Origin of the sequence: Thalassospira sp. TSL5-1 (genome assembly GCF_001907695.1) — a bacterium.
Lineage (GTDB): Bacteria > Pseudomonadota > Alphaproteobacteria > Rhodospirillales > Thalassospiraceae > Thalassospira.
In genome coordinates this window covers 608688-632071 of record NZ_KV880637.1, presented here as the reverse complement: position 1 = coordinate 632071, position 23384 = coordinate 608688, and the positions used below count along the sequence as shown (strand labels likewise).

At 55.7% G+C, this 23384-nt stretch carries 17 protein-coding genes; 10 read left to right on the top strand and 7 right to left on the bottom strand.

The features are described from left to right. Nucleotides 1-83 precede the first annotated feature (83 nt). From LF95_RS02940 to LF95_RS02915, 6 genes are all read left to right on the top strand, one after another. Nucleotides 84-1211, top strand: coding sequence for a glycosyltransferase family 4 protein (locus LF95_RS02940; RefSeq protein ID WP_073953610.1), 1128 nt, complete (start codon nt 84-86; stop codon nt 1209-1211). 143 nt (nt 1212-1354) lie between these two features. After that, nucleotides 1355-2548, top strand: a complete 1194-nt coding sequence (locus LF95_RS02935) for a glycosyltransferase family 4 protein (RefSeq protein WP_073953609.1) — start codon at nt 1355-1357, stop codon at nt 2546-2548. Continuing rightward, nucleotides 2541-3704: a hypothetical protein gene (locus LF95_RS02930; RefSeq protein ID WP_073953608.1), complete on the top strand. Its 1164-nt coding sequence runs from the start codon at nt 2541-2543 to the stop codon at nt 3702-3704. Before LF95_RS02935 ends, LF95_RS02930 begins: the two co-directional genes overlap by 8 nt. After that, the gene (locus tag LF95_RS02925; protein ID WP_073953607.1) at nt 3692-4435 is read left to right on the top strand and encodes a hypothetical protein; all 744 of its coding nucleotides are present in this window, start codon (nt 3692-3694) and stop codon (nt 4433-4435) included. Before LF95_RS02930 ends, LF95_RS02925 begins: the two co-directional genes overlap by 13 nt. Further along, nucleotides 4420-5979, top strand: coding sequence for a hypothetical protein (locus LF95_RS02920; protein ID WP_073953606.1), 1560 nt, complete (start codon nt 4420-4422; stop codon nt 5977-5979). The genes LF95_RS02925 and LF95_RS02920 overlap by 16 nt, the downstream gene beginning before the upstream one ends. Continuing rightward, the gene (locus tag LF95_RS02915; RefSeq protein ID WP_073953605.1) at nt 5976-7925 is read left to right on the top strand and encodes a glycosyltransferase; all 1950 of its coding nucleotides are present in this window, start codon (nt 5976-5978) and stop codon (nt 7923-7925) included. The genes LF95_RS02920 and LF95_RS02915 overlap by 4 nt, the downstream gene beginning before the upstream one ends. On the opposite strand, the gene LF95_RS02910 is transcribed toward LF95_RS02915, so the two are convergent. The 3 genes from LF95_RS02910 to leuS all read right to left on the bottom strand — a co-directional run bounded on the left by LF95_RS02910 (nt 7903) and on the right by leuS (nt 14039). Continuing rightward, nucleotides 7903-9192, bottom strand: coding sequence for a nucleotide sugar dehydrogenase (locus tag LF95_RS02910; RefSeq protein ID WP_073953604.1), 1290 nt, complete (start codon nt 9190-9192; stop codon nt 7903-7905). The two genes, LF95_RS02915 and LF95_RS02910, sit on opposite strands and share 23 nt — an antisense overlap. A gap of 97 nt (nt 9193-9289) precedes the next feature. Next, on the bottom strand, nt 9290-10750 hold the full coding sequence (locus LF95_RS02905) for a TrkH family potassium uptake protein (protein WP_073953603.1): 1461 nt from the start codon (nt 10748-10750) through the stop codon (nt 9290-9292). A 271-nt stretch (nt 10751-11021) separates the two neighbouring features. Further along, nucleotides 11022-14039, bottom strand: a complete 3018-nt coding sequence (gene leuS / locus LF95_RS02900) for a leucine--tRNA ligase (protein WP_252509638.1) — start codon at nt 14037-14039, stop codon at nt 11022-11024. A 310-nt stretch (nt 14040-14349) separates the two neighbouring features. On the opposite strand from leuS, the gene LF95_RS02895 reads away from it, so the two are divergent. Both LF95_RS02895 and LF95_RS02885 read left to right on the top strand, forming a co-directional pair. Further along, on the top strand, nt 14350-15036 hold the full coding sequence (locus LF95_RS02895; RefSeq protein ID WP_073953602.1) for a DUF5610 domain-containing protein: 687 nt from the start codon (nt 14350-14352) through the stop codon (nt 15034-15036). Nucleotides 15037-15477: 441 nt separating this feature from the next. Next, nucleotides 15478-15996 carry a superoxide dismutase family protein gene (locus LF95_RS02885; protein WP_073953600.1) on the top strand — a complete coding sequence of 173 codons (519 nt, stop codon included), beginning with the start codon at nt 15478-15480 and terminating at the stop codon, nt 15994-15996. Between the two features lie 150 nt (nt 15997-16146). Here LF95_RS02885 and recA read toward each other — a convergent pair whose 3' ends face one another. The 3 genes from recA to LF95_RS02870 all read right to left on the bottom strand — a co-directional run bounded on the left by recA (nt 16147) and on the right by LF95_RS02870 (nt 19365). Then, entirely contained in the window at nt 16147-17220 is a 1074-nt protein-coding gene (recA, locus tag LF95_RS02880; protein WP_073953599.1) for a recombinase RecA, read from the bottom strand. A 393-nt stretch (nt 17221-17613) separates the two neighbouring features. Continuing rightward, nucleotides 17614-18090 (bottom strand): nickel-responsive transcriptional regulator NikR, encoded by a 477-nt coding sequence (gene nikR, locus LF95_RS02875; protein WP_073953598.1) that lies wholly within the window; start codon nt 18088-18090, stop codon nt 17614-17616. A gap of 375 nt (nt 18091-18465) precedes the next feature. Beyond that, complete coding sequence (locus LF95_RS02870; RefSeq protein WP_073953597.1) at nt 18466-19365, bottom strand: DMT family transporter; 900 nt, start codon at nt 19363-19365, stop codon at nt 18466-18468. Nucleotides 19366-19684: 319 nt separating this feature from the next. On the opposite strand from LF95_RS02870, the gene goxA reads away from it, so the two are divergent. Both goxA and goxB read left to right on the top strand, forming a co-directional pair. After that, nucleotides 19685-21790, top strand: a complete 2106-nt coding sequence (gene goxA, locus LF95_RS02865; protein ID WP_168173646.1) for a CTQ-dependent glycine oxidase GoxA — start codon at nt 19685-19687, stop codon at nt 21788-21790. After that, on the top strand, nt 21787-22908 hold the full coding sequence (goxB, locus tag LF95_RS02860) for a glycine oxidase maturase GoxB (RefSeq protein WP_073953596.1): 1122 nt from the start codon (nt 21787-21789) through the stop codon (nt 22906-22908). Before goxA ends, goxB begins: the two co-directional genes overlap by 4 nt. A 66-nt stretch (nt 22909-22974) precedes the next feature. Here the strand turns inward: goxB and LF95_RS02855 are convergent, their stop codons facing one another. After that, nucleotides 22975-23325 carry a hypothetical protein gene (locus tag LF95_RS02855; protein WP_073953595.1) on the bottom strand — a complete coding sequence of 117 codons (351 nt, stop codon included), beginning with the start codon at nt 23323-23325 and terminating at the stop codon, nt 22975-22977. Between the last annotated feature and the right edge of the window lie 59 nt (nt 23326-23384).

Below are 23384 nucleotides of genomic sequence, written 5' to 3'. Positions count from 1 at the left end.
CTGCCCCCATTCAGTTTGCTGTTCTCCGCAAACCAAGGATGGCATAACTTGTCAAAAAAACATCCTTATATTGAAAGACGAGCGTGAAAATTGTACTGATCAGCAATCTGATCCCGCCTTACAGGTATAATTCTCATCAAATACTTGCCAAACGGGTGGCAGCCGATGGCGGTGCATTTCGCATTTTTCGCACCCATAAATCCGAACCCCAACGCAACTGGGCAGATCCCTCCGGCCTGTTTTCGCAAGTCATCCTGCCGGGCATCCATGTGCCGCTGGGCGAAAACCGCAGCCTGGCACTCAACGCATCGCCCGCGCCGTCACTTGCAAATTTTGGCCCGGATATTGTGATCCTTGCCGGGTTTGGCAGTGCCATGTGGCAGGCCCATAAATGGTGCCGCCAGCATGATATTCCCTATATCGTCCGGTTTGATGGCTGGGCGGGCTCCGATGCGGTTTTTAAAAATCCGATCCGGCAAAAAATGCGCCAAGATATTCTGACCCATGCCCATGCAGGCATGGCCGCCAGCACACAGGGGGCCAACTGGTTTACCACCAAGGGCCTGAAGGCCGATCAAATTACCATCACTCAAATTGCGCCGTCCTTTACGCCACCGACTGCAACAGACCTGCCTGTCTGGCAGCACCGCCCTTACGACCTGCTGTGGTGTGGCCGTCCGACGGCGGCAAAGGGGTTTGACCTGTTTCTAAAACTGGCAGCACAACTTGCACAAAACAGCACGGTCACAAGCATTGCCATTGCCGGAATCGCCCCCAAAGACCACGCCGCCGTGCAGGCCAAAATCAATCAGGCGGAAATTGCGGCCCTCACAACCATCCTCACCGCCGTATCGCCCGGCGCGCTTGCCCCGATTTATGGCAGCGCCAAATTGTTTGTTCTGCCCTCATACAGCGATGCCTATGGCGTTGCCGTGATCGAGGCGATTGCGTGTGGCACACTGGCAATCGCCTCGGACCAAACCGGATGCGCCCATGATGTTTTGGTCAATGGCGAAACCATGCTGCCCCTGCCAACATCCTCCAGTCAACTTAATCGCTGGATCGAGATATCAACACACCTGCTGACAAATCCGGCATTTCGCACCCGTCATCTGGCACAACAGCAGGCCGCCATTGCCAACAACACTGCCGACACCATTGCCGCGCAAACATTGTGTATCTGCCAACAGGTTCTTGCGACGCAGCGATGAAATCTCCGTTCGGTTTGCTTTGCCACAACCCGGAATTGTCGGCTAAGGTTTGCAAATCGCAAAAAGCTGAAACGGGGGGGGATCAGCATGCAATGGGGGTGCCTGTTTAAGGTGGCATTTTGCCACCCCGGAAAGACGCCTGAATGACCGGCGATGTCTGGATGATTGGCCGGGTGGACCAGTTTGCCCTGCTGGCCGCCCATCTGGCCGGGCAGGGTCGTCTCGCGCGTTGGGACAGTTTTTGGCGGTATTCCGCCCCTGATGAAAATCCGTGCACCTTGCTGAGCCGCCCGTCGCGACGGGTCGATGCCAGCCTTGCCGCCATTCCCGGCCGTCATATCATGCCGGACCTGTTGGGGAAATCCGCCCGATTACTGCGCCTGCCCGCCCATAACCTGGCATCCGACCTGCCTTTATCCTGGCTTGCCGCACGCCACATGCCGCCGGGCGTGCGCCTGTTGCACGGGCAGGGCAATTACAGCCTTCCCGCACTGCAAAAGGCCCACCGGCACAAAATTCCAACCATCAACGATGTGACCGGGCAATTGGCCCCGATCCGTGCAAAACAACTCGCGGCGGAATATCAGGCACATGGACAAAAATGGCGCGAGATTTCAGGCTTCCTCGCCCGCCGCCGCATTGCCGAGGCCCGGTTTGCCAGCGCCGTTTTTGCCCCGTCCGATACCGTGGCCGAGGGATTGCTTGACTGCGGCATTAAAGAAAACCGCATTCATATTATTCCGTTTGATGCCCCCCTGGCCCGACAATGCCTTTTATTACAGCGGCCCCCCAAAACAGAAAACCCGTTACGCCTGCTTTATATTGGCGAATTATCCCTGGCGAAGGGCATTTCCGCCCTATTGCAGGTGTTCAAGGCACTGCGCGCCCAATATGGTGACGCCATCACCCTGACCCTGATTGGCAAGGCCCGAACCTGTGCCGCCAGCTTAACCGCCACCCTGCCAGAAGGGGTGATTTGGCACGGGCCTATTCCCGCCAGCGACATTCCAAAGGCCCTGAATGCAGCCGATATTTTTGTTTTTCCCAGCCTGTCAGAGGGGTCCAGCCTGGCCGTGCAGGAGGCAATGGCCGCATCCCTGCCCGTGATTACCACCCATGATGCCGGAAGTGCGATTACGGATGGTCAAAACGGGCTGATCATTCCGCCCCGCGATACGGGCGCTTTATGCGCCGCGATTAACCGGTTGATGCACGATACAGCCTTGCGCGATACCCTGGGCATGGTCGCCCGCGCCACAATTGCCCGCCAACTCACGGAAGGCTATGGCAACCGGGTTTGTACCGCCTATGACAGGGTATTATCAGCGCATGGATAATGGCTTGGCCCGTGATAACCGACACGCTCCGCTGTGGCTCATTGCCAGCACCGTGCTGAACCGGGCGGGCGGGTTGATAATTCTGCTTATTCTCGGCCACGGTTTCGCAGCCAATCTGCTGGCGCACTATTTCGCTGCCCTGATAGCGATTGCTGTCGCCGTCAGCATCACCCAGGCCGGATGCGGACCATTATTGGTGCGTTTGGCGCAAAATCGGCAATGGCGATCTGTCGGTCTGATCGTGATGCTCCGGCTCATCATCGCGGGCATTGCCATCACCCTGATGGCGCCAAACCTTCCGCCCGTCGCCTGGCCAGTTTTGATCATGCCGCTGGCCGCATCCCTGTCGCCAGACTGGCTGGTGACGGCACGTTTGCAGTTTCATAAAATCCTGATCATCGGTGCGCTGGGGCAGGCAACAGGCATTGTGGTTGCGCTTTATGCCACGAGCTTTGCCACAGCGCCCTTCTGGCTTTATGCCACCGCACCTGCCATCAGTTTGACCAGCAGCCTCGCATCCTTCTTTTTTGCCTTTGACAAACCAAACCGCCCTGCGCCCCCGCCAACCAGCCACTTGCCGGCCAATATCTGGCCGCAACTGATTGGCTTTACCCTGCTGGCGGGCCTGCTGCCCAATATCGACATGGCCCTGCTGCCCGCCACATTGCCACAAGCGGAACACGATGCCCTATTGCTGGTACATCGGTTATTGCTGCTTGGTGCGGCGCTGATTACGGCTATTTCTGGCGTGCTGTTTGCCCAAAACAGGCAGGATAAAATCCGCGACATTTGGTTGCTCCTGCCCGCACTGGGCATGAGTTTGGGCTTCATACTATTCCCGCATGTCGCCTTGAACCTGCTCTTCGGCCATAGCGGGGAGGCTGAAACCGCACTCTTGCGCATGGCCGCCTTTTGGCCGCTGCTGCTTGCCCTTGTTTCGCGCCAGTTTCTGGTCTTACAGGAACAATCCGGCCATTTTGTTACCGCCTGTTTGGCTGGCTTTGTCATTTTGGCCGGAGCGGCGGTAATCCCACAATGCGAAAATGCAACGGCCATCATTCTGGTGATGAATATCAAGCTGGCGGTGCTGGCAATCACCCTTTATTACGCCGGGCGATTTCACCCCATCTTGCAGGGGGCCCCATGCCAGAATTAAGCGCAACATTCAAAGATAACCGCCTGATTTCCGGGCATTATGGCGCGATTACGCTTGGCCCGTGGGGGTTCGAGGCATCGGACCGGCGCTCCTTTTTAACGCTTGATGATAACAGCCGCCACATCCGCCAAAGCGGGCAGGATTATCACTTTGCCAATGGGTGCTGGCGGCTGGATTATCAGACCCGTTTGGATGCGGCGGCAAAAACCATTCATATCCGCGCCCGTTTCACAGCACTGACCGACAGCCCGCTTCAGGATGCTGTGATCCGGCTGGTTTTTGATAAATCGGCGATTGATCACGGCATCATCGCCGGAAAGACTTTTACCCACAAAAACAGCGACAAATACCGCCTGCGTCCGGTGCGGAAGGTACAATTACAGGCCGCTGAAAACCGCATCACCGTGACGCTGGATCACGCCGATGGGGCGGGGCGTTTTGCCCCCTTCATGTATCTGCGCGATCGTGATGATCACTGGATTATTCATGCCCGCCTGCTCCCCACCGCACCGATAGATGACATCTGGCTGCGCTGGGCCAACCGGTTTTTCACCCTGTCCTGCCCCCATGCCCTGGCCCGCGGGATCTGGCATATACCGGGCGGCAAGGCACTGTTTTGGCGGTTGCGCGAAAAATGGGGGCGACACGCGCCGGAAATTCAGGCGGTGCCGCTTAATATTGTGCCAGCAGGCCAAAGCCTGATGCTGGAGGTGACATGTCATTTTCACTAGGGCGCTTTAACGCCATTGCCGCGAATGACAGCCATCCTTCAGCGCAAAGGCGGGCCCATCGGCTGGCCGTGCTGGTGGCGGATATTCTGGCGCGAGATCAAACCACAACCGGCGATTTCCCCCAGCATGGTTTTTACGCCACGGCCTTTGCCCTTGCGCTTTGGCATAACCTTAACGCCGCCAAATATCACACCGCCATCACCCGCGCGTTTGATGCCCTGCAACAGCAGGATGACGGGGCCCAATATCATCGTGAATTTATCGCATTTGCCCTGTCCCAAACATCGGCCCTGACAGCCCGACAACGCCGCAACATCCTGAAAGGCAAGCCCTGGCAAAATGCGCGGGTTGGCAACTGGCTGATTTTGCGTATCTTGTGCCTTGAAAAGGGATCATTCCTTGCACGCCTTACTGCCCGGCTATTGTGGCGCATCATTGACCGGCACTTTCGCGATGGCCCGGCGTTTCTGGACCGGCGCGGATGTTTTTCCGCCCAATATCATGCCTTTTGCTCCGCCCTGCTGGGTTTCAGCCAGCAACCGGCCTGCCAACAGGCAGCCATCGCAGCAACGGAACTGATCGATCATATCACCCGGCACAGTGGCCATGCCAATATCGTCGGGCGCGGGGCCGGGCAAAGTTTTGGCATGGTCAGTGCCATTTACGCCCTGCTCAAAGCAGGCAAGGATCGCACAGCACAGATATTGCTCGACCGGATTGAACAAAGCCTGCTTTTGCATCAGACAATGCCGCTGAACCTGCTGGCGGATCAGGACGGAGAAACCGCGCAAACCAAACCCGGCTGGTATAGCTATAACCGGTATTATGACTATCTGGCCTTTGCCGGTTTTTTCCTGCTATGCGCCGGTAAAGTGCCGGAAAACAGGGCTGTGCCAACACCTTACAAACCCCAAAATACGACGGCAAATTGCCAAATTTTCCAGCTTTATCAAAGCCCGGCCTATTGCGCACAAATGACCCTTGCAGGCAAAAGCCCCTATGACACCACGCCGATGCCGGTTATTACATCGCCAGACGGCACCATCATCCTGCCGCCCTGTGGGGGCGAGCAGGATTTTATCAGCCCCTATACCACCGCCAGCCTGCCCCTGCCCGGTTTACCCGGCACCACGATATTTGCACAGCCCGATACCGCAACATATCAGAATGATACATATGTGCTGCCCTTTGTGCTTGGCCCGTGGCGCGGACAGCGGGAAATTCGTTTTACCGAACGCGAGATTTCCTGGACCGACCAGATTTTTCCGCAAGACCCGGCGACAGAAAGCCACGCCCCGGCATCGGCCCGCCTGTTTCGCCTGTTTATCCCACGCGGTTTATACAGGCACCGAATGGCAGAAAACCACTTTTATTTTCCCGCCGTCGGATTGGAAATTACTGGCACGGCCCCGCTGCATTTAACCCGATCCAATCATTTTTCCGCCCTGGGCCGGGTGCAGGTGCTGTTTTGCCAGCTATTGCTTTGCCCGGAAACCGGATGCCGCGCAGACCTCACCCTGACATGGCGGCAGGATCAGCCATGACATCCCCCGGCAACGTATCATTATCAGGTGATGGCATCACACTCGTCACCACCATCCATAACGGTCAGGCGCACTGGCCGGGCTATTTTGCCAATCTGGCGGAAATTTTGGGCCAGGATGACCATGCGGTGATCATCGATGATGGCTCCACCCCGGCAGTGTGTTTGCCGCAAACTCTGGCGCATGATGCGCGCATTACCCTTTTAAGCCCAGGCAGAATTGGCCGGGGGGCCGCGTTAAACAAAGCAATTGCGGCAGCACCAAGCGCGTTGATTGCCATTCAGGATGTGGATGATCAAAGCCTGCCCGCCCGCCTGCCCGCCATGCGTGACCTGCTTTCGCGCTATCCCGGTCATCTGGTATTTTGCGCGGCCCTGCCTGCGTCCTGGGTCAAAGGGGCCAACGGGGCTGATAACAAAGAGGTCCTTACCCTCAAGGCAACACGGCTTTATCGCGGCAATCCGCTGCATCATTCCGCCCTGGCCCTTAACAAACGGCTCTGGCGCGATGCCGGGGGATATGACGAAACCCTTTCATGCTGCCTTGATCTTGATTTTTACCTGCGGGTGCTGGCGCAATCGGCGCATCAATCCCTTATTTTTTACGAACGGCCCCTGATTGTGCGGCATAAAGGTGATGACCGGCACTATCAGGCCATTTTGGCACAAAACTATCATCGCACGGCGCTGATGGTACGCAATCGTTACCGCACCTGTCTGAAACCGCCGCTCTGGATGCGGGCCTATGATCTGCGCCATTACGGGCGGGCATGGCAGGCATGGCGGACACAAAACCGCAAAACACGCCAAACACGCCAGCAGCACAAAAAACACATCCTCGCCATGGTGCATTTGCCGCCACCCCTGCATGGCGCCGCCATCATGAACCAGCGGGCGATCAACGTGCTGGCAAAACATTACCGGGTTTCGGTGCATGAATTGCGCTTTTCGCACGACATTGCCGCCATTGGCCGATCCAGCCTCGCAAAATATGGACGGGCGGTGAGGTATGGCGTGGCCCTATTCTGGCGCATCCTGACCCAGCGGCCGGACCTTGTTTATGCCAGCTTCGCCCCCAGCGGCCCGGCCTTTTGGCGCGACAGTTTTTATGCCCTGATGCTGCGCGCAATACGCCTGCCGATTGTGTTTCACCTGCATGGTCGCGGCCTGAAAACCCTGCGCGATAAATCCTGGCTGGCCGGGTTTGTGCAAAAACGGGTATTCAAAGATCAAACCGCGATCATTCTTGGCCCCGCTTTGATGCCCGAAATTGACGGGCTTGGCTGCCAGCCTGCCGTGATTGCCAATTGTGCCGACACACCGGAAACACCCCGCGATTTTGCGCACACCCCATCGCAAAGCCCATTGCGCATCCTCTATCTGTCCAACCTGATCCGCAGCAAAGGCGTTGAAACGGTCATTAAAGCCGTTGGCATCGCCCGGCAAAGCCAGCCCGACTTGTATTTGGATATTGCCGGGGCCGAAGCGGACCTGTCGGCAGCGGATGTAATCACCCTGTGCAAACAGGCCGGGCTTGAGACAAATAGCACCTGTCACGGGCCTGTAGGGTACGATGAAAAAACAAGGCTGTTTCAAACCTGTGACCTGTTTGTCTTTCCCAGCCGTTACGCCAACGAGGCGCAGCCACTCGTGGTGCTGGAAGCCCTGGCCCATGCCCTGCCGGTTATTTGCAGCGATGCGGGAACACTGAGCGATGTAATTACCGATGGTCAAAACGGCTATATTCTGCGCAATGCCAATGATGCAAACGAACTGGCCGGATTGATTTTAAAACTGCACAACAGCCCGGAGCTGCGGCTAAAAATGGCAAAGGCCGCCCACGAAACCTTCAGGGCGGCCTTTGATGCGAATATTTTTGAAAGCAGGTTAACCGCGCTGTTTGAGCGGCTGGATAAGCGCGCGATTACAAACGCCAAAGCTCGATAGCATCCGGGCAGTCATCGCGCGGCAGCATGGCACGCACATCGGCAACAAATCCCTGACCACCGGCCAAAAGGCGCGTGACCAGATCCCAGCCGCCCCTGACATATTCCTGATGCGAAACCGCCATCACAACCGCATCGGCCGGTTTCAGGTCATCCATTGCCACAAGCTGCAACCCATCAAATTCATGGGCGACTTCGGCTGCATCGGCCTTGGGGTCATGGACTTGAACCGTAATGCCCGCATCGCGCAATTCATCGATAATATCAATCACGCGGGTATTGCGAATATCGGGCACATTTTCCTTAAAGGTCAGGCCCAGCACCGTAACGGTCGGCTTGTTCATGCCGCCCTTGCGCATCAGGGCGCGGATCACCTTGTTGGCAACAACCTCGCCCATGCCATCATTAATACGGCGACCGGCCAGAATAACCTGCGGATAATAGCCCAGTTCTTCGGCCTTATGCGTCAGGTAATAGGGGTCCACCCCAATGCAGTGCCCACCCACCAGACCGGGGGTAAAACGCAGGAAGTTCCATTTGGTGCCTGCGGCGGCCAGAACGTCGCTTGTATCAATACCGGCACGATCAAAAATCAGCGACAATTCATTCATCAGCGCAATGTTCAGGTCGCGCTGGGTGTTTTCAATCACCTTTGCCGCCTCGGCTGCCTTGATCGTCGGGGCCCTGTGAATACCGGCGGTAACGACACTGCCATAAACAGCGGCCACAATTTCAAGGGTTTCCGGCGTCTGGCCCGAAACAACCTTGGTAATGGTGGTGAAACGGTGTTCACGATCACCGGGATTGATGCGTTCCGGCGAATAACCCACCGTAAAATCGGTGCCTGCCTTCAGGCCCGATTGGGCTTCAAGGATCGGCACGCAGACATCTTCGGTCGCACCGGGGTAAACCGTGCTTTCATAAACAACGATGTCGCCCTTTTTCAGGATCGCCCCGACCGTTTTGGAGGCCGACCGCAAGGGTGACAAATCCGGCAGGTTGGCCTGGTCAATCGGGGTCGGCACCGTGACGATGTGAAAATCGGCCCTGGCAAGGTCCTGGGCATTATCGGTCAACAGCAGGTTGGCGGCCGCCAGTTCCGGTGCATCCACCTCGCCGGTGGCATCCTGCCCGGCACGCAATTGCGCGATACGGGCCTTGTTGATGTCAAACGCAATGGTTTCATCGCCCAAAGCACCAAAGGCAACCGCAACAGGCAAACCGACATAGCCCAAACCGATAACCGAAACCTTGCGTCCGTGGCTCATGAAACTGACTTTCCGATATTCAAAAATGTGGCTGTACTTCTATCGACAGCAAAATACAGCGTCAATGCGCGATGGGCTTTGATCTGGCTCTTTTCGCTCAGTCACGCCAGTAATCGGCAATAAAGAGGACATACACCGTCATCAATTCCAACCGGCCCAGCAACATCGCGAGAATAAGGATCCATTTGGTGGGGTCGGACAGGGCTTCAAAATTGCCCGATGGCCCGCCCAAAACACCCAGCCCCGGCCCGGCATTGGCCATGCCTTGCGCCACAAGCGATATGGCAGACAAAAAATCCGGCCCGGTTGCCATAACCGCCAGCGAGAGGATGAGCAGTGTCATCATATAGATGAAAAAGAAATTGCGCACCCCCAGGATGGTCGGTTCATCCACCGCCCGCCCGGCATAACGGGTGAGCAATATCTGATTGGGCCGCACCATCTGGCGCAATTGGCGCAAAAGCCCCGCCGCCAGAATTTGCCAGCGGAAAATCTTGATGCCCCCCGCCGTAGACCCGGCACAGCCGCCAATCAGCATCAGCATAAACATCAGACCAATGGCAAAGCTGCCCCAGGCGCCAAAATCGCTGGTGGCAAAGCCGGTATCGGTCAGAACCGATGTGACGTTAAAGGCCGAAACCCGCAAGGCATGCCAAACCGGCATGTGGTTGTTGGTGACATTCCAGGCCGTCATCATCAAAATGGCGGTCATCAGGATGCACAGAAAAACCAGAACCTGGCGTTCCTGAAAAAAGGCCCGGCTGCCCTTGGTGAACAAATGGGCATAAAAAATCAGCGGCAGGGCCCCGGCGGCCATAAAAACAATACCGACCATTTCGATTCCGACGGAATTAAAATAGCCAATTGAGGCATCCTTGGTCGAATAGCCGCCTGTGGCAATGGTCGCCATGGCATGATTGATGGCATCAAACGCCCCCATCCCGGCCAGGTCATAACCAATGGCGCACAGAACCGACAGGCCGACATAAACCGCCACAGTCAAGGCGGCCATATGCACAACACGCGCCACCGGCTTGCCGGAAATATCAGATGATTCGGTGCGAAAAAGCTGCATCCCGCCAACACGCAACATCGGCAGCAGCATCATCGCCATCACAACAATACCGACCCCGCCAATCCATTGCATGAGAGAACGCCACAACAGCAACCCCGGCGCCATCGTATCAAGGCCGCTTAACACCGTTGACCCCGTTGTGGTCAGGGCAGACATGGTTTCAAAATAGGCATCGGTGAAGCTAAGACCGAGACTGGAAAAATAAAGCGGCAACGCCCCAAACAGGCTGACCGAGACCCAGGTCGATACCGTCAGCAAATAACCCGCCCGGGCATTAAGCCGGTCTGACAACCCCCGGCAGGACAGGGCGAGCGACGCCCCAACGAAACAACACATCCCGGATGACCCGGCGAAGGCCCACCAATCGGAATTGGCAAGTCCAAGATCAACCATCATCGGCACCACCATTGCGCAGGCCAGAATGATGAGAAGCAATCCATTGACAAACAGGACAAAACGCAAGGCACTGCCAGACGGTGTCATGAATTCTCCGGGGTTGCGACATGCGACACACGCGGCCCCACGGGCCCGCCTTTTTCAAATTTGGCCATCGCACATCTAGAATAGGAGCGGCCCGCCAGAACAGCCAGCCGGGGTATTTTGCACTGCAAAAAGCCTAATAGGCCATATTACCGCATATTAGAAGCAAATTAATCGAAAACAGCGCATAACGCGGCATAACCTGCACAGACAAAAATGGCGCGTCCCGGAGCCAACCGGCATGACGCGCCATTTTTAAAATCCCTTGCCGGGCTTACCCTTTAACCACGATATTGACCAGTTTCGGGGTCGGCTTGGCGACATAAATCAGCTTGACGATTTCCTTGCCTTCAATGTGGCGGGCCACATTTTCTTCGGCCTTGGCAAGGGCCTCGACCGTGGCCTGGTCGGCATCGGCGGCAACCATGATGGCACCGCGTTTTTTACCATTGACCTGGACGGGCACTTCAAATTCGTCATCCTTGGCTTTTTCCGCATCAAACACCGGCCAGTCAAATTTGATGACCGATTTGCGGCGGGCGAATTCGTCCGGGGCCAGGGTGCTGGCCAGTTCCTCGCCCAGATGCGGGGCAAAGGGCGACACCATCAGGTAAAGCGCACGAATATGGTCTTCATGCACGGCCTTCTGCTTGCCCAGCGCATTGGTCAGTTCGATCAGGGCTGCAAGGGCGGTATTGAGGCGCAGATTGTCAATGTCACTGCCAACCTTTTCGATGGTCTTGTGCACCAGACTGTCGATTTTCGCATCCATCACGTCGGTGCGTTCCGCCTGGGTTGCCAGTTTCCAGACATTGCCCAAAAAGCGCAACATGCCGACAATGGCATCGGATTGCCAGGGTTTGGAACTATCGAGCGGGCCCATATACATTTCATAGGCGCGGAAAGTATCGATCGTATATTGATCGCACACTTCCTCGGGCGGGATACCGTTTTTATAGCGTTTGCCCATCTTGCCCGGAACGGTGATCAGGGCTTCGCCCGTTTTGCTGTTAAAGGGCTGTTTTTTGCCATCAACATCACGCATTTCAACATCGTGAATGTCAACATACACACCACGCGCGTCGGTATAGGCGTCCGCCGTGATCATGCCCTGGTTAAACAGCTGCTGGAACGGTTCGGGCGTTTGCACATGGCCCAGATCATACAGCACCTTGTGCCAGAAGCGTGAATAGAGCAGATGCAGCACCGCATGTTCCGCACCACCGACATAAAGGTCGACCGCACCCGGCAACGGCTTGCCGTTATCATCCAGGGTTTTGGACCAGTAATCAGCGGCTTCGGGTGCGACAAAGGCATCGTCGTTATGGGCATCGAAATAGCGCAGGAAATACCAGCACGACCCGGCCCAGTTGGGCATGGAGTTGGCATCGCGCTTAAACGCGCGTACAGCATATTCCACACCGTTGTGAACAAAGGTCTCGCCCGCCTTGGCATCCACCGGCAGAACCGCCCCATCATCAAGAACAATCCCGGCAACTTCCATCCATTCCTTGGCGCGGGCCAGCGGCGGTTCGGGTTCGGAATTGGGGTCTTCGTTGGATTGCGGGCGGAAATCCGTCATATCGGGCAACAGCACCGGCAAGGCGGTTTCGGCCACACCATGCACCTGGCCGGTTTCGATGTCGAACAGAACCGGGAACGGCTCGCCCCAATAACGCTGACGCGAAAACAGCCAGTCACGCAGTTTATATTGCGTGCGTCCTCGGCCAATACCGTTTTCCTCAAGCCACGCAATCATGCGGGTTTTGGCATCGGGTGTTGCAAGGCCGTTCAGCGAAACACTGTCATTGGCGGAATTGATGGTTTCGCCGGTTTCGGTATAGGCCGCAGCAAAGCTTTCGGGGGCTTCAACATATTTTGCCAGCAGGTCATCGCCTTCCAGACCGGCAAGCGCGGCCGGGGCGTTATCCTTTAGCCAGCTTTCGGTCGGGCGGGTGGTGGCCCTGATCGGCAGGTTGAATTTTTGGGCAAATTCAAAATCGCGCTGGTCGCCCGAGGGCACCGCCATAATAGCGCCAGTGCCATAGCCCATCAGGACATAATCGGCAATCCAGACCGGGATTTTATCACCCGTCACCGGGTTGGTGGCATAGGCGCCAATAAACACACCGGTTTTTTCGCGTTCGGCATCATCCTTGGCCGAAACGGCCTTGACCTCGGCAGCCTGCTGGCGATAGGCGCTCACGGCGGCTTTCGCATCTTCGGCGACAAGCTCATCGACCAGCGGATGTTCCGGGGCCAGCACCATATAAGTTGCGCCAAAAATAGTGTCCGGGCGGGTGGTGTAAACGGCAATTTTGCTGTCCACGCCCGACGTAGTGGCAACCGGGAAATTAACCCGCGCGCCAACCGAACGACCGATCCAGCTTTTTTGCATTTCAACAACGCCGTTCGGCCAGTTCAGACCGGCAAGGTCGGACACCAGACGGTCGGCATAATCGGTAATGCGCAGCATCCACTGTTTGAGCGGGCGTTTGTAAACCGGATAATCACCCCGTTCGGACTTGCCTTCGTTGGTGACTTCCTCGTTTGACAACACCGTGCCCAGCATCGGGCACCAGTTGACCGGCACTTCATCGACATAGGCCAGACGGGCACGGTCAATTGCCGCACCAATGGCATCGCCTTCGGCCTTTACGCCATCGCCAAGGGTGCTGGCAGGCTGGGCAACGCCATCTTCATCGAGCAGCCATTCACCAGCTTCCAGCAGCGGGCGCAGTTCGGCGATCGGGCGGGCACGACCGATGACAACATTGCCATCCGGGCCGGTCCATTCCATCAGCGGGTCATAGAAGCTGTTAAACAGTTGCAGGAATATCCACTGCGTCCATTTATAATATTCCGGGTCGGTCGAGGCAAAACGACGGTGCGGGTCATGGCCGAGGCCAATGACCTCAAACTGACGCAGCATATTGTCGATATTGGCTTCGGTGGTGATGCGCGGATGCTGGCCGGTTTGGATGGCAAACTGTTCGGCGGGCAGGCCAAAAGCATCAAAACCCATCGAATGCAGCACGTTAAAGCCGCTCATGCGTTTGTAACGCGCCTTCACATCGGTTGCGATATAGCCCAGCGGATGACCAATATGCAGCCCCACCCCGCTGGGATAAGGGAACATGTCGAGGATCACGCTTTTCTTTTTGGACGGATCAAAATCCGCATCACCAGGATTGGGGGTGCGATAGGTATCGTTTTCCCGCCAGTATTCCTGCCAGCGTTTTTCAAACGACTGCGCGCTTTCCTGATAGTTTGCCACTGTATGGTTTGCCACTGTCAAACTGCTCCTGCATCTGGTCAGGTCAAACCGTGGAGAGTTTCGACACGCCCTGACCGGGTAAAATGGGTTAAACCCTGTTCAATAATCGGGCTTGGCCCAAGGTGCAATCCCCCATCGCATATATCGGCGTTAAATAGCCCGGATTGCGGTGCATTATACAGCGACATCTTCAACCGGGTGTGCCGAAACCCCGCCCTATCAACCGTGCGGTTAACTGGATGCTGGATTTTTGCGCAAAAATATGCGATGATTTTTAGTCAAGATGTAGTGGAAATTCCCGCGCATGATCGCAGGAGCTAGGGAAATGGACCTCCTTATTGGCGGCCAGACTGTTCAAGATAACCGAATATCAACACGTTCCGCCCAGGCCTATCTGCCGGGCGGCAATGCTGTATCGGGCAATGGCGCAAATGCAAATGCCGGAGACTCGGCACGCAATGTATTTGGTGATGCCACCAAAATCTCGCTTTCGGGAAGTTCGGTTCAGGCCCTGAGCACGGATCAGATCGTTGCGGCCATCAATGAAAATCTTTCTGGCTCGGGTCTATCAATTCAGGGTGTCAACCCGGATGACTACACCCCGGAAGCTGTCGCCGACCGGATTTTAAACCAGGTTTCAAACCTGATTACGGCGCGGGCGGATGATGGCGATGAAGCCCGCCAAATTCTGGCGGATGCCTCGCGCGGGATTGCCAAGGGCATTGATCAGGCCCGCGATATTCTGGAAGGCTTGGGCGCGTTGAATGAAACGGTCAATGCCAGCATCAATGATACCCAGCAGCGTCTGGATGATGGCCTGAAATCACTTGATGCCCGCATAACCGAACTTTTTGGCCCGAAAAAGGATGACGCACTTGCTGCCGCCAACCCGCAGGGGGATGAGCAGGTGGTGCAAACACAAATTACCCAGACCGCACAGGCCAGCCAGTATTCGGCACAATCGGCCACCATGCAGGACCGTAACCGGCCCCAATTTGGCCTTCGCGCCTGATAAAACCGACATAAATGCGCACCCGCGCAGCAATCTGCCCCGGAATTTTGCCCGCAGGTTGATTATTTTAACAGCGGGTCGCGATTTGGTTCTTGAAATACCGGCGATGATGCCAATATCGCTATCCAGGATAAGACCGAGCGAGCAGCAAGAAGAAAAACCGGCCTGGCATCCCCCGCCAGGCCGGTTTTCGTATATATCGCCGCGTCCTGCATGTTGAACACGTCAACGCCTGCACCGGACACGTCGCCCAGCGGCCAGCCGACCAACCTCACGCCGCACGTTACGCGCCATAAATCCCCCAGCGACAAAGCCAGGTAAAATCCAGGACGATAAAACCCATGCGGGAACCCGGGAATATTTTAACAATTTTAATGCGGCTGGGAACAAAGGGTGGGTCAAGATTGTTCAGGGGGGAGCAATCCAATAAGGAGGACACCGATGCGAGCCATAATTGTGCCCCTGATCGCGCTATTTGCCGGCGCTGTTTCGCTTGTTGCCTTTCCTGCCTTCGCCCAAACCGATGCCACCGCCACCTTTAAAAATGCCGACAGCAAGGAAATCGGTACGGCCAAGCTGACGGCGACAGAAGGTGGTGTTGTAATCAAAGCGGAAATTGACCAACTGCCCCCAAGCCACTGGGTTGCGTTTCATATCCATGAAAACGGCACCTGCGAGGCCGCAAGCAACTTTAAAACCGCAGGCGGGCATTTCAACCCGACCGATAAAACCCACGGCTTTTTGTCCAAGAACGGCCCCCACGCCGGGGACATGCCCAACCAGTATGTCAATGAACAGGGTGAACTATTTACCCAGGTCATCAACACCAATGTCAAACTTGATGATGACAGCACGGGGATTCGTGGCAAGGCCATCGTCATTCATGAAGGGGCCGATGACTATATGTCCCAGCCTTCCGGTGATGCCGGAAGCAGGATTGCCTGCGCAATCATCAAATAAGGTGCTGCGGTCTTTTCAAGGTCGGCGATGATGCTGCCCGTTACAGCGATTTGTCTTTAAAGACGGATCGGGTAACACTCGGACAGGACAGACACAAAAGGCGGATGCCGCAGCATCCGCCTTTGTTGCATTTAGCCTTTGACAACCCTGTCAGTCGTCGTTGCTGTAATCGTCTTCGCTGGTATTGGTCATGGCTTCGGCAATCAGCCCGGCACTTTCGCGAATGGCCCGTTCGATTTCCTGGGTCATTTCGGTGTTTTCGCGCAGGAAGTTCTTGGCATTTTCACGCCCCTGCCCAACACGGGTGGAATTATACGAGAACCACGAACCCGATTTTTCGACAATGCCGGCCTTAACCCCAAGATCAAGGATTTCGCCCATCTTGGAAACGCCTTCGCCATACATGATGTCGAACTCAACCTGTTTGAAGGGCGGGGCCATTTTGTTTTTGACCACCTTGACCCGCGTCTGGTTACCAACCACTTCGTCGCGGTCCTTGATCTGGCCGATGCGGCGAATATCAAGACGGACCGAGGCATAGAATTTCAGCGCGTTACCACCCGTGGTGGTTTCCGGGCTGCCAAACATCACACCAATCTTCATACGGATCTGGTTGATGAAGATGACCATGCAGTTGGAACGCGAGACCGAGCTGGTCAATTTCCGCAGCGCCTGGCTCATCAGGCGGGCCTGCAGGCCGACATGGGTATCCCCCATTTCGCCTTCAAGTTCGGCACGCGGCACCAGGGCGGCAACCGAGTCCACGACCAGAACATCAATTGCACCGGAACGCACCAGCGTATCGGCAATTTCAAGGGCCTGTTCGCCGGCATCGGGCTGCGAAATCAGAAGTTCGTCGATATTCACGCCCAGCTTGCGGGCATAGGACGGGTCCAGCGCATGTTCCGCATCGACAAAGGCGCAGGTGCCACCGGCTTTTTGCGCTTCGGCGATGGTGTGCAGGGCAAGGGTGGTTTTACCCGAGCTTTCCGGACCATAAATTTCAACAATACGGCCACGCGGCAGGCCACCAATGCCCAACGCAATATCCAGGCCCAGCGAGCCGGTTGAAATTGCAGAAATATCAACGGCATTTTCGCGCTGGCCCAGCTTCATGATTGAACCTTTGCCAAATGCCCGTTCAATCTGTCCAAGGGCGGCTTCGAGTGCCTTTTGCTTGTCCATTGTATCCTTATCCACCAAATTCAGCGCGGTTTGAATCATTGCTCGAACTCTCTTATTCCACAGGGCCGGGTCAGATGCAACGCAGGCGGTTCCCCGGACCTAAATGCGGAACGCCACCGCTGGGTACCCTGCACGGAAGAAAGGGAGCAACCCCGGATCCTCGACACAGAGACATTGAGAACATAATGCGAACACTTACACAGTTTCATGGATGTTGCAAGTTTGTTCTCATTTGTGGCACATAATTTTCGGTATGCTCATTTGCGCGCCGCGACATGCCGTAAAGCGGGCACAGGGGGGGGGAAAGGCAGGACAGGACATGGGGGACTGAATAATGCCAGAAACAGGCCGCCGTTACCGGCTCCCGTTGGCGATACGATACAACACAAAGAACCTGATCAGGTACCGACTGCGACAGCACTTTGCCCTTAGTCAGGTGTTGATTTTGAGATGTTCGTGCCGGTGCGGATGGCCGTGCCCCTCGCCATGATGATGGCTTTCGACATGCAGTTCGCCCGGTACGGTATAAAGCTGCCCGTGGCGCACACCGGGCTGGGCGAGGATCTGGTCGGCAAATTTGCGGATGTCGCTTAATTTGCCTTTCAGGGTAACGATTTCCAGGCAGGTATCGTGATCGATATGGAAATGCACGGTGGAAACCGTGAGGTCATGATGTTCATGCTGGGCCGACATCAGACGGCTGGCAAGCATGCGTTCTTCATGATCATACACATAATTGAGCACCGCAATACCACTGCCACTGGGGTCCTGGGCAAGTTGCTGTTGCTGAAGCTTTTCGCGAATCAGGTCGCGAAACCCCTCGGACCGGTTGGTGTAGCCGCGCCCGTCAAGAAAGTCGTCGAAAGCCGACATCAAATCATCTTCGATCGAGACGGTAACACGCGTCATCCCGGAGTCCTTTCACGTTTCATACGGGTTATGCCACAATTTCACAGAAGCGGCCCCCGGTTTCAATCAAACTTCACCCGAAATTCCGCAAAAATCGCATCCGAACAGAGCCAGCCCTGCGCGAACCGGGTGCTCCTCCACCCCAATCCTGACAAATTCTAACAATCCCCAACCGATAGGTGACACTCATTTGTATAGGATTCATACTCTTGCTGCCAAACCGGGATGAAAGGCTCCCTTGTCCCCTTCCCGGACCTTTGGCGTTTGCTCGTGTCCCGCAGATATTTTTGTTAATATTCTGCATTTAACTACAGCCATACTTCCCCGTATGGCTGTTTTTTTTGCCCCAATGCAATCCGGCATTTAAGGCTCCCCCTAAACCAGGAACAATAGCGCCACACCGGCAAAGGCCATTAAGGTACCGATAATGGCCTGAAGCCCAAGCGGTCGCCGCAAAACCACACCTTCATACACAATCAGCAAAACCGGCGGGGTTGCCATCAGGGTGCTGGCAATGCCGACATTGGCATTTTGCACCGCCAGCATGGACAGCCAAATGCCCATTGCCGGGCCAATAAAAGCACCCAGCATCAGCCAACCGCGCACATCGGGTGCAAAACAGGAAACAATCGTGCGTCGCACCCGCCCCATCAGGGCGGCAATCGCCCAAATCAATATCACCGCAATCAGTGTGCGTATCCAGGCGGCAGACAGGGCAGAATAACCGCCAATCAAGGCGTATTTCGCCGTAATCAGGTTGGCAACCTGGCCCACAGCACCACCGAGCCCACACAATATACCAATCAGATATTGTCGGCCTTCCAGATTGGCCGGGCGTCCCTTGCGCATCATGATCACGGTTAAAATACCACCAACCCCAAGGGCAATACCCGCGATTTGCACCGGTGCCAAAACCTCGTCAAACAGGAACCAGGCCAGCACCGTGCCCATAATCGGCACCGATGACATCATCAGCATCGACAGGCGGGCACCCAGAATAACAAAGGCCTGAAACAGCATGGCATCGCCAATGACGAGCCCGAGAACCGAGGAAAGGGCGAGCCAGCCGACCTGTTCGGGCGTGGTGCTGTGCGGCCAGGGTTGCCCCTCGATGATCCAGTGAAGCAGTGTGAGAAAAGTAATCGACCATAAAAGTCGGCCACGATTGACACTTTGCGCCCCGATCTTACCGCCAATATTGGAGAAAATCATACTCGACGTGGCCCAGGTCAGGGCCGCTGTCATGGCGGCAGCTTCGCCGAAAAAAGGGATCATAGAGAGATTATCCAAACACAGGGAAGATGGGCACAGAAGCTTAGGAAAAATGGTAAAAATATCTTACTCACACTTTCCGGATGTTCGCAACCTGACAAAAACGGTTTTTAATCAAACAGTTCCCCGCCTATGGCTCTGTCTTTTTTCGGTCAAATCCAGACCAAAAACCCCTTTGGACATGGATGGCCGGACGCTGGAGTATCCATTTTGTGACATTAAAAAACTTCAAAAATCATCTTATAGTTGAAATTGTTTCATTGATACGTGTCTTGATCTGCGGAATACTTTTCTGGGTTGTAAAAACAGGGGAGATTTCGACATGAAAGCGCATTCTGGCGGCAGGGGTAACACTGCCAACGCGGGCAAGGCTGACAAAGCAGGCAAAACCCATAAATCCGGCCTTAAACGACGCGATTTTCTGGCCGGAATTGGCGCAGGAATTGGCACCGGGGCGATGATGATGGCCTTTCCCATGATTGCCAAATCCGCCATTGCCAGCACCGATATTCCCAAGGCCGCCCCGCGCGGAGCCAAAATTGCCCGGCTGGGGATTTACCCCGCCATTGGCATTTCGCGTGTCGGCGGCAGCCCGAAATGGTTTCTGGCCCCCGAGGTTCCAGGCCTGCCGCCCCGCCCCGAAGGCGGGTTCAAAGACGGCAAACAATTGATCAAAAAGCAGGTGCAACGGTTTCGCATCTATGCCTTTGACGACCAGAACCGCGTGATCGGCGAAATTACCGGCAATGATGCCACCATTAACTGGCAGGTCCATGTCGCCAATACCAAGGCCGCCTGGTACGGGTTTAACAACCCGCTGGATAATGGCGAGCTGGCACCGGGCATGCCCGGACAGTTGCGCAACCAGTTTTTTGTGTCCGATAAAAAACGCGAAGATATGCTGGTGATTGACGGGGGCGCCACCACCATTAGCGGCAAAAACACCAACAAAGATGGTGGCCTGGATGACTATGCAATGGGCGGCCATTTCTACGGTGACAACCCGGTGGGGCTGGGCGAAATCCGCACCGATGACGCCGGGCGTTTGCTGGTTTTCCCGCCCGATGGCAAATCATCCAGCCCGATCAATGCGGGTATTACCAGCTTTGCCGATAATGATGGCTGGCATGATGACTGGTGCGATGGGCCAGTCACGGCCAAAGTCACCCTGGGGGATGGCACCGAAATGGTGGCCGATGGTGCGTGGGTCGCCTGTGTTGGCCCCAATTTTGCGCCGGAAATTCCGCCAGTTTCGACCCTTTATGATGTGATCGAGGATTTGAACGTTGCGCAGAAATGGTCCAGCGCACCCAGCGGCAAAATATCGTTTCGCAAATATATTTACCCGACTTTTCGCCGCCTGGCATTAATGGAGTGGCTGACCAATGCGGCGAATTTGCGTGAAGGCTGGCTGAAGGTGGGGGATTTTTCCGACCCCGCCTATATCGCCAAACTGGCCGACCCGTCACCCGATAACAAAGCATTTCGTATGGAGGTGTTTGACAAATTCCGTAACCCGGAAAATGTCGGGCCGGATGCCTATAAGGAAGAACAGCTTAAAATGCCCTATATGCTGGGCGACGGGGTGAATTACGATGGCAGCCCACTGCAATGGTTTCAGTTTCCCAAGCTGCAATATTCCCACCTCAAGGCCTGGGCTGCCGGTGACTTTATCAATGATTTTGACGACGCCAATGCCGATGCCATTACCGAACTGGATGACATGGATGTGGCCCTGCGCCCCCATGCCCTGACGGAAGCTGCCCTTGAGCCCTGTTCGGGCGGGGCGTTTCATCCGGGGGTGGAGCTGACCTATTATCTGCGCCTAGCCCCGATGTATGAACGCGCCCGCAATAACAATGCCGAACCCTTCCGCATCGCACATGGCGACCGGCCCAGCCTGATCCAGAATATCGGTCGGCTTTTGACCCCGGAAAAGGCCTTTAACGGCGGCAATGGCGCCCCGCCACCCATCGGCCCGCAAATGCCCGGCGATTTGACGCGCTGGATGGGTCTGCCCTGGCAATGTGATGCCTTTAGCTGCCAGCAGGTTTTAATGCAGTCAGACTTCCCCACCGCCGTGTGGTGGCCCGCCCTGCTGCCGATCGATGTGCTACCGGAACGCTATTACGACGAAATGATGCGCACCGACCTATCACCCGATGAACGCGAAAAGTTTTTCCAGAACCGGGTGCCGTGGTCGCGCGGGGTGGCGGGCATTGGCTATCATGCCAATGCCAGTTACTGGGATGGCATTACCAACATGATCACGCTGTGGCAACGTATGGGATTTGTGGTGCGTAAACCCGGCCCGACCGATGCCGGAAAACCCAAAAACATTCCGGCCGAAATGTTTGTTGAAGTCGAACGCAGCGACATGGAAATGAATTACATCTGGACACCGCAAGACGGCGAATTGCCAAAATGAAACCTGCTGACATCGCCGTGATTGGCGGCGGCATTGCCGGGGCGGCATCCTGCGTTGCATTGGCACAACGCGGGGTGCGCCCGGTTTGGGTCGCAGCCCCGCCCGCCAAGGACCGCGCACGCATTGGTGAAACCCTGTCGCCCGCCGCCAACACCATTTTGGTCGATCTGGGGCTGGCCGATCTGATCACCCGGCCCATCCACCGCCCGGCCAATACCAGCTTTTCCGCCTGGGGCAGCGGGCAATTGCGCGAACGTAACGCCATTGTGCATCTGGAAGGGCCCGGCACGGTGCTGGACCGCGCCGGGTTTGAAGCCGACCTGTTTGCAACAGCACTTAAGACCAGCCCCCGGCACATCGAAACGACCGTGCAACATGCCCGGTTGGAAAATGATAAATGGCATCTCGGTTTTGCCAATGGCGAGGAAGGTGTTTTTCGCTTTGTCCTGGATTGCACCGGGCGGGCCAGCAGCCTTGCCGCGACCCAGGGCACACGCAAGCGGGCGGACCAATTGGTGGCCGCACATTGTTTTTTACAGCAAACCGACCTCGATGTGGCCCCCACCCCGGCGACCCTGATTGAAACGGTGGAGGATGGCTGGTGGTATGCCGCCCTGCTGCCCAGCGGGGATATGGTGATCAGCTATTTTTCTGACCCTGATTTACTGCCAGCAGGCGTCAGCCGTGATCATGGCGTATGGGCCGGGCTTGTTGCGCAAACCCGGCATATTTCCCGCTGGATCGATAGCGCCGGGTTTTCGCTGGGTGATCATTTACCGATATTGGCCAGTGCGGGCACCACCTGGATGACACCAGCTTCCGGGCCAAACTGGGCGGCTGTTGGTGATGCCGCAGCGGCATTTGACCCGCTATCCTCACATGGCATGACCACAGCCCTTTGGATGGCCCGCCAGGCCAGCGAGGCCATTTTCCAGGCACATAAGGGCAGTGGCGATGCCCTTATTGCCTATAATGCTGCCGTTCAAAAAGGTGTGCGAGAATTTTTGACCCAGCGCCAGAAAATATACCGGCAGGAAACACGCTTTGTCGATACGCCCTTTTGGCTGCGCCGCCAGAAAGATGATCGCCCGAACTGCAAAATCGATAACTTACCGTAGTGAGAGATATAAAAGACTAATCCTTATCCGGCGGCGAACTATCCACCTAATTTTTGACCATCGAATTTATGGCAACTCTGACCACATAAAGTATCCTGATACAGGCAGTACAACAAGGCCGACAAGACTGAATACCCCATACAGGTTTCTTATTCCAAATTTTGCTTCGATCAAAAACCATATCGATTGGATCAAAAATGCGATTCCAAACAACGCGACAGCCTGATACCAACTAACCTCATAGCCCCAGAAGAGTAAAAACACGATACCAAATATCGTACCAGTAAGACCTGATATTCCGAGTACTGCGCCCATCAGATGACTGGAACCATTAAATTTCTTAACGTGAAGCTGTTGATAGAACAGGAAAATACTGAATATTGAATAACTTACAATTAGAGACGCCGGAATATTCATTGTTTATATCCCTAAAAACTTGAGACCTAAAAACCTATTTTTTCTTTGGACACGCCCCT

What these genes read in the sequence shown, in the direction of transcription:
- LF95_RS02855 (WP_073953595.1), bottom strand. Translation starts at nt 23,325, where the DNA reads ATGAATATTCCGGCGTCTCTAATTGTAAGTTATTCAATATTCAGTATT.
- LF95_RS02885 (WP_073953600.1), top strand. Translation starts at nt 15,478, where the DNA reads ATGCGAGCCATAATTGTGCCCCTGATCGCGCTATTTGCCGGCGCTGTT.
- LF95_RS02910 (WP_073953604.1), bottom strand. Translation starts at nt 9,192, where the DNA reads ATGAGCCACGGACGCAAGGTTTCGGTTATCGGTTTGGGCTATGTCGGT.
- LF95_RS02925 (WP_073953607.1), top strand. Translation starts at nt 3,692, where the DNA reads ATGCCAGAATTAAGCGCAACATTCAAAGATAACCGCCTGATTTCCGGG.
- goxA (WP_168173646.1), top strand. Translation starts at nt 19,685, where the DNA reads ATGAAAGCGCATTCTGGCGGCAGGGGTAACACTGCCAACGCGGGCAAG.
- LF95_RS02930 (WP_073953608.1), top strand. Translation starts at nt 2,541, where the DNA reads ATGGATAATGGCTTGGCCCGTGATAACCGACACGCTCCGCTGTGGCTC.
- LF95_RS02870 (WP_073953597.1), bottom strand. Translation starts at nt 19,365, where the DNA reads ATGATCCCTTTTTTCGGCGAAGCTGCCGCCATGACAGCGGCCCTGACC.
- goxB (WP_073953596.1), top strand. Translation starts at nt 21,787, where the DNA reads ATGAAACCTGCTGACATCGCCGTGATTGGCGGCGGCATTGCCGGGGCG.
- LF95_RS02895 (WP_073953602.1), top strand. Translation starts at nt 14,350, where the DNA reads ATGGACCTCCTTATTGGCGGCCAGACTGTTCAAGATAACCGAATATCA.
- recA (WP_073953599.1), bottom strand. Translation starts at nt 17,220, where the DNA reads ATGATTCAAACCGCGCTGAATTTGGTGGATAAGGATACAATGGACAAG.
- nikR (WP_073953598.1), bottom strand. Translation starts at nt 18,090, where the DNA reads ATGACGCGTGTTACCGTCTCGATCGAAGATGATTTGATGTCGGCTTTC.
- LF95_RS02920 (WP_073953606.1), top strand. Translation starts at nt 4,420, where the DNA reads ATGTCATTTTCACTAGGGCGCTTTAACGCCATTGCCGCGAATGACAGC.
- LF95_RS02935 (WP_073953609.1), top strand. Translation starts at nt 1,355, where the DNA reads ATGACCGGCGATGTCTGGATGATTGGCCGGGTGGACCAGTTTGCCCTG.
- LF95_RS02905 (WP_073953603.1), bottom strand. Translation starts at nt 10,750, where the DNA reads ATGACACCGTCTGGCAGTGCCTTGCGTTTTGTCCTGTTTGTCAATGGA.
- LF95_RS02915 (WP_073953605.1), top strand. Translation starts at nt 5,976, where the DNA reads ATGACATCCCCCGGCAACGTATCATTATCAGGTGATGGCATCACACTC.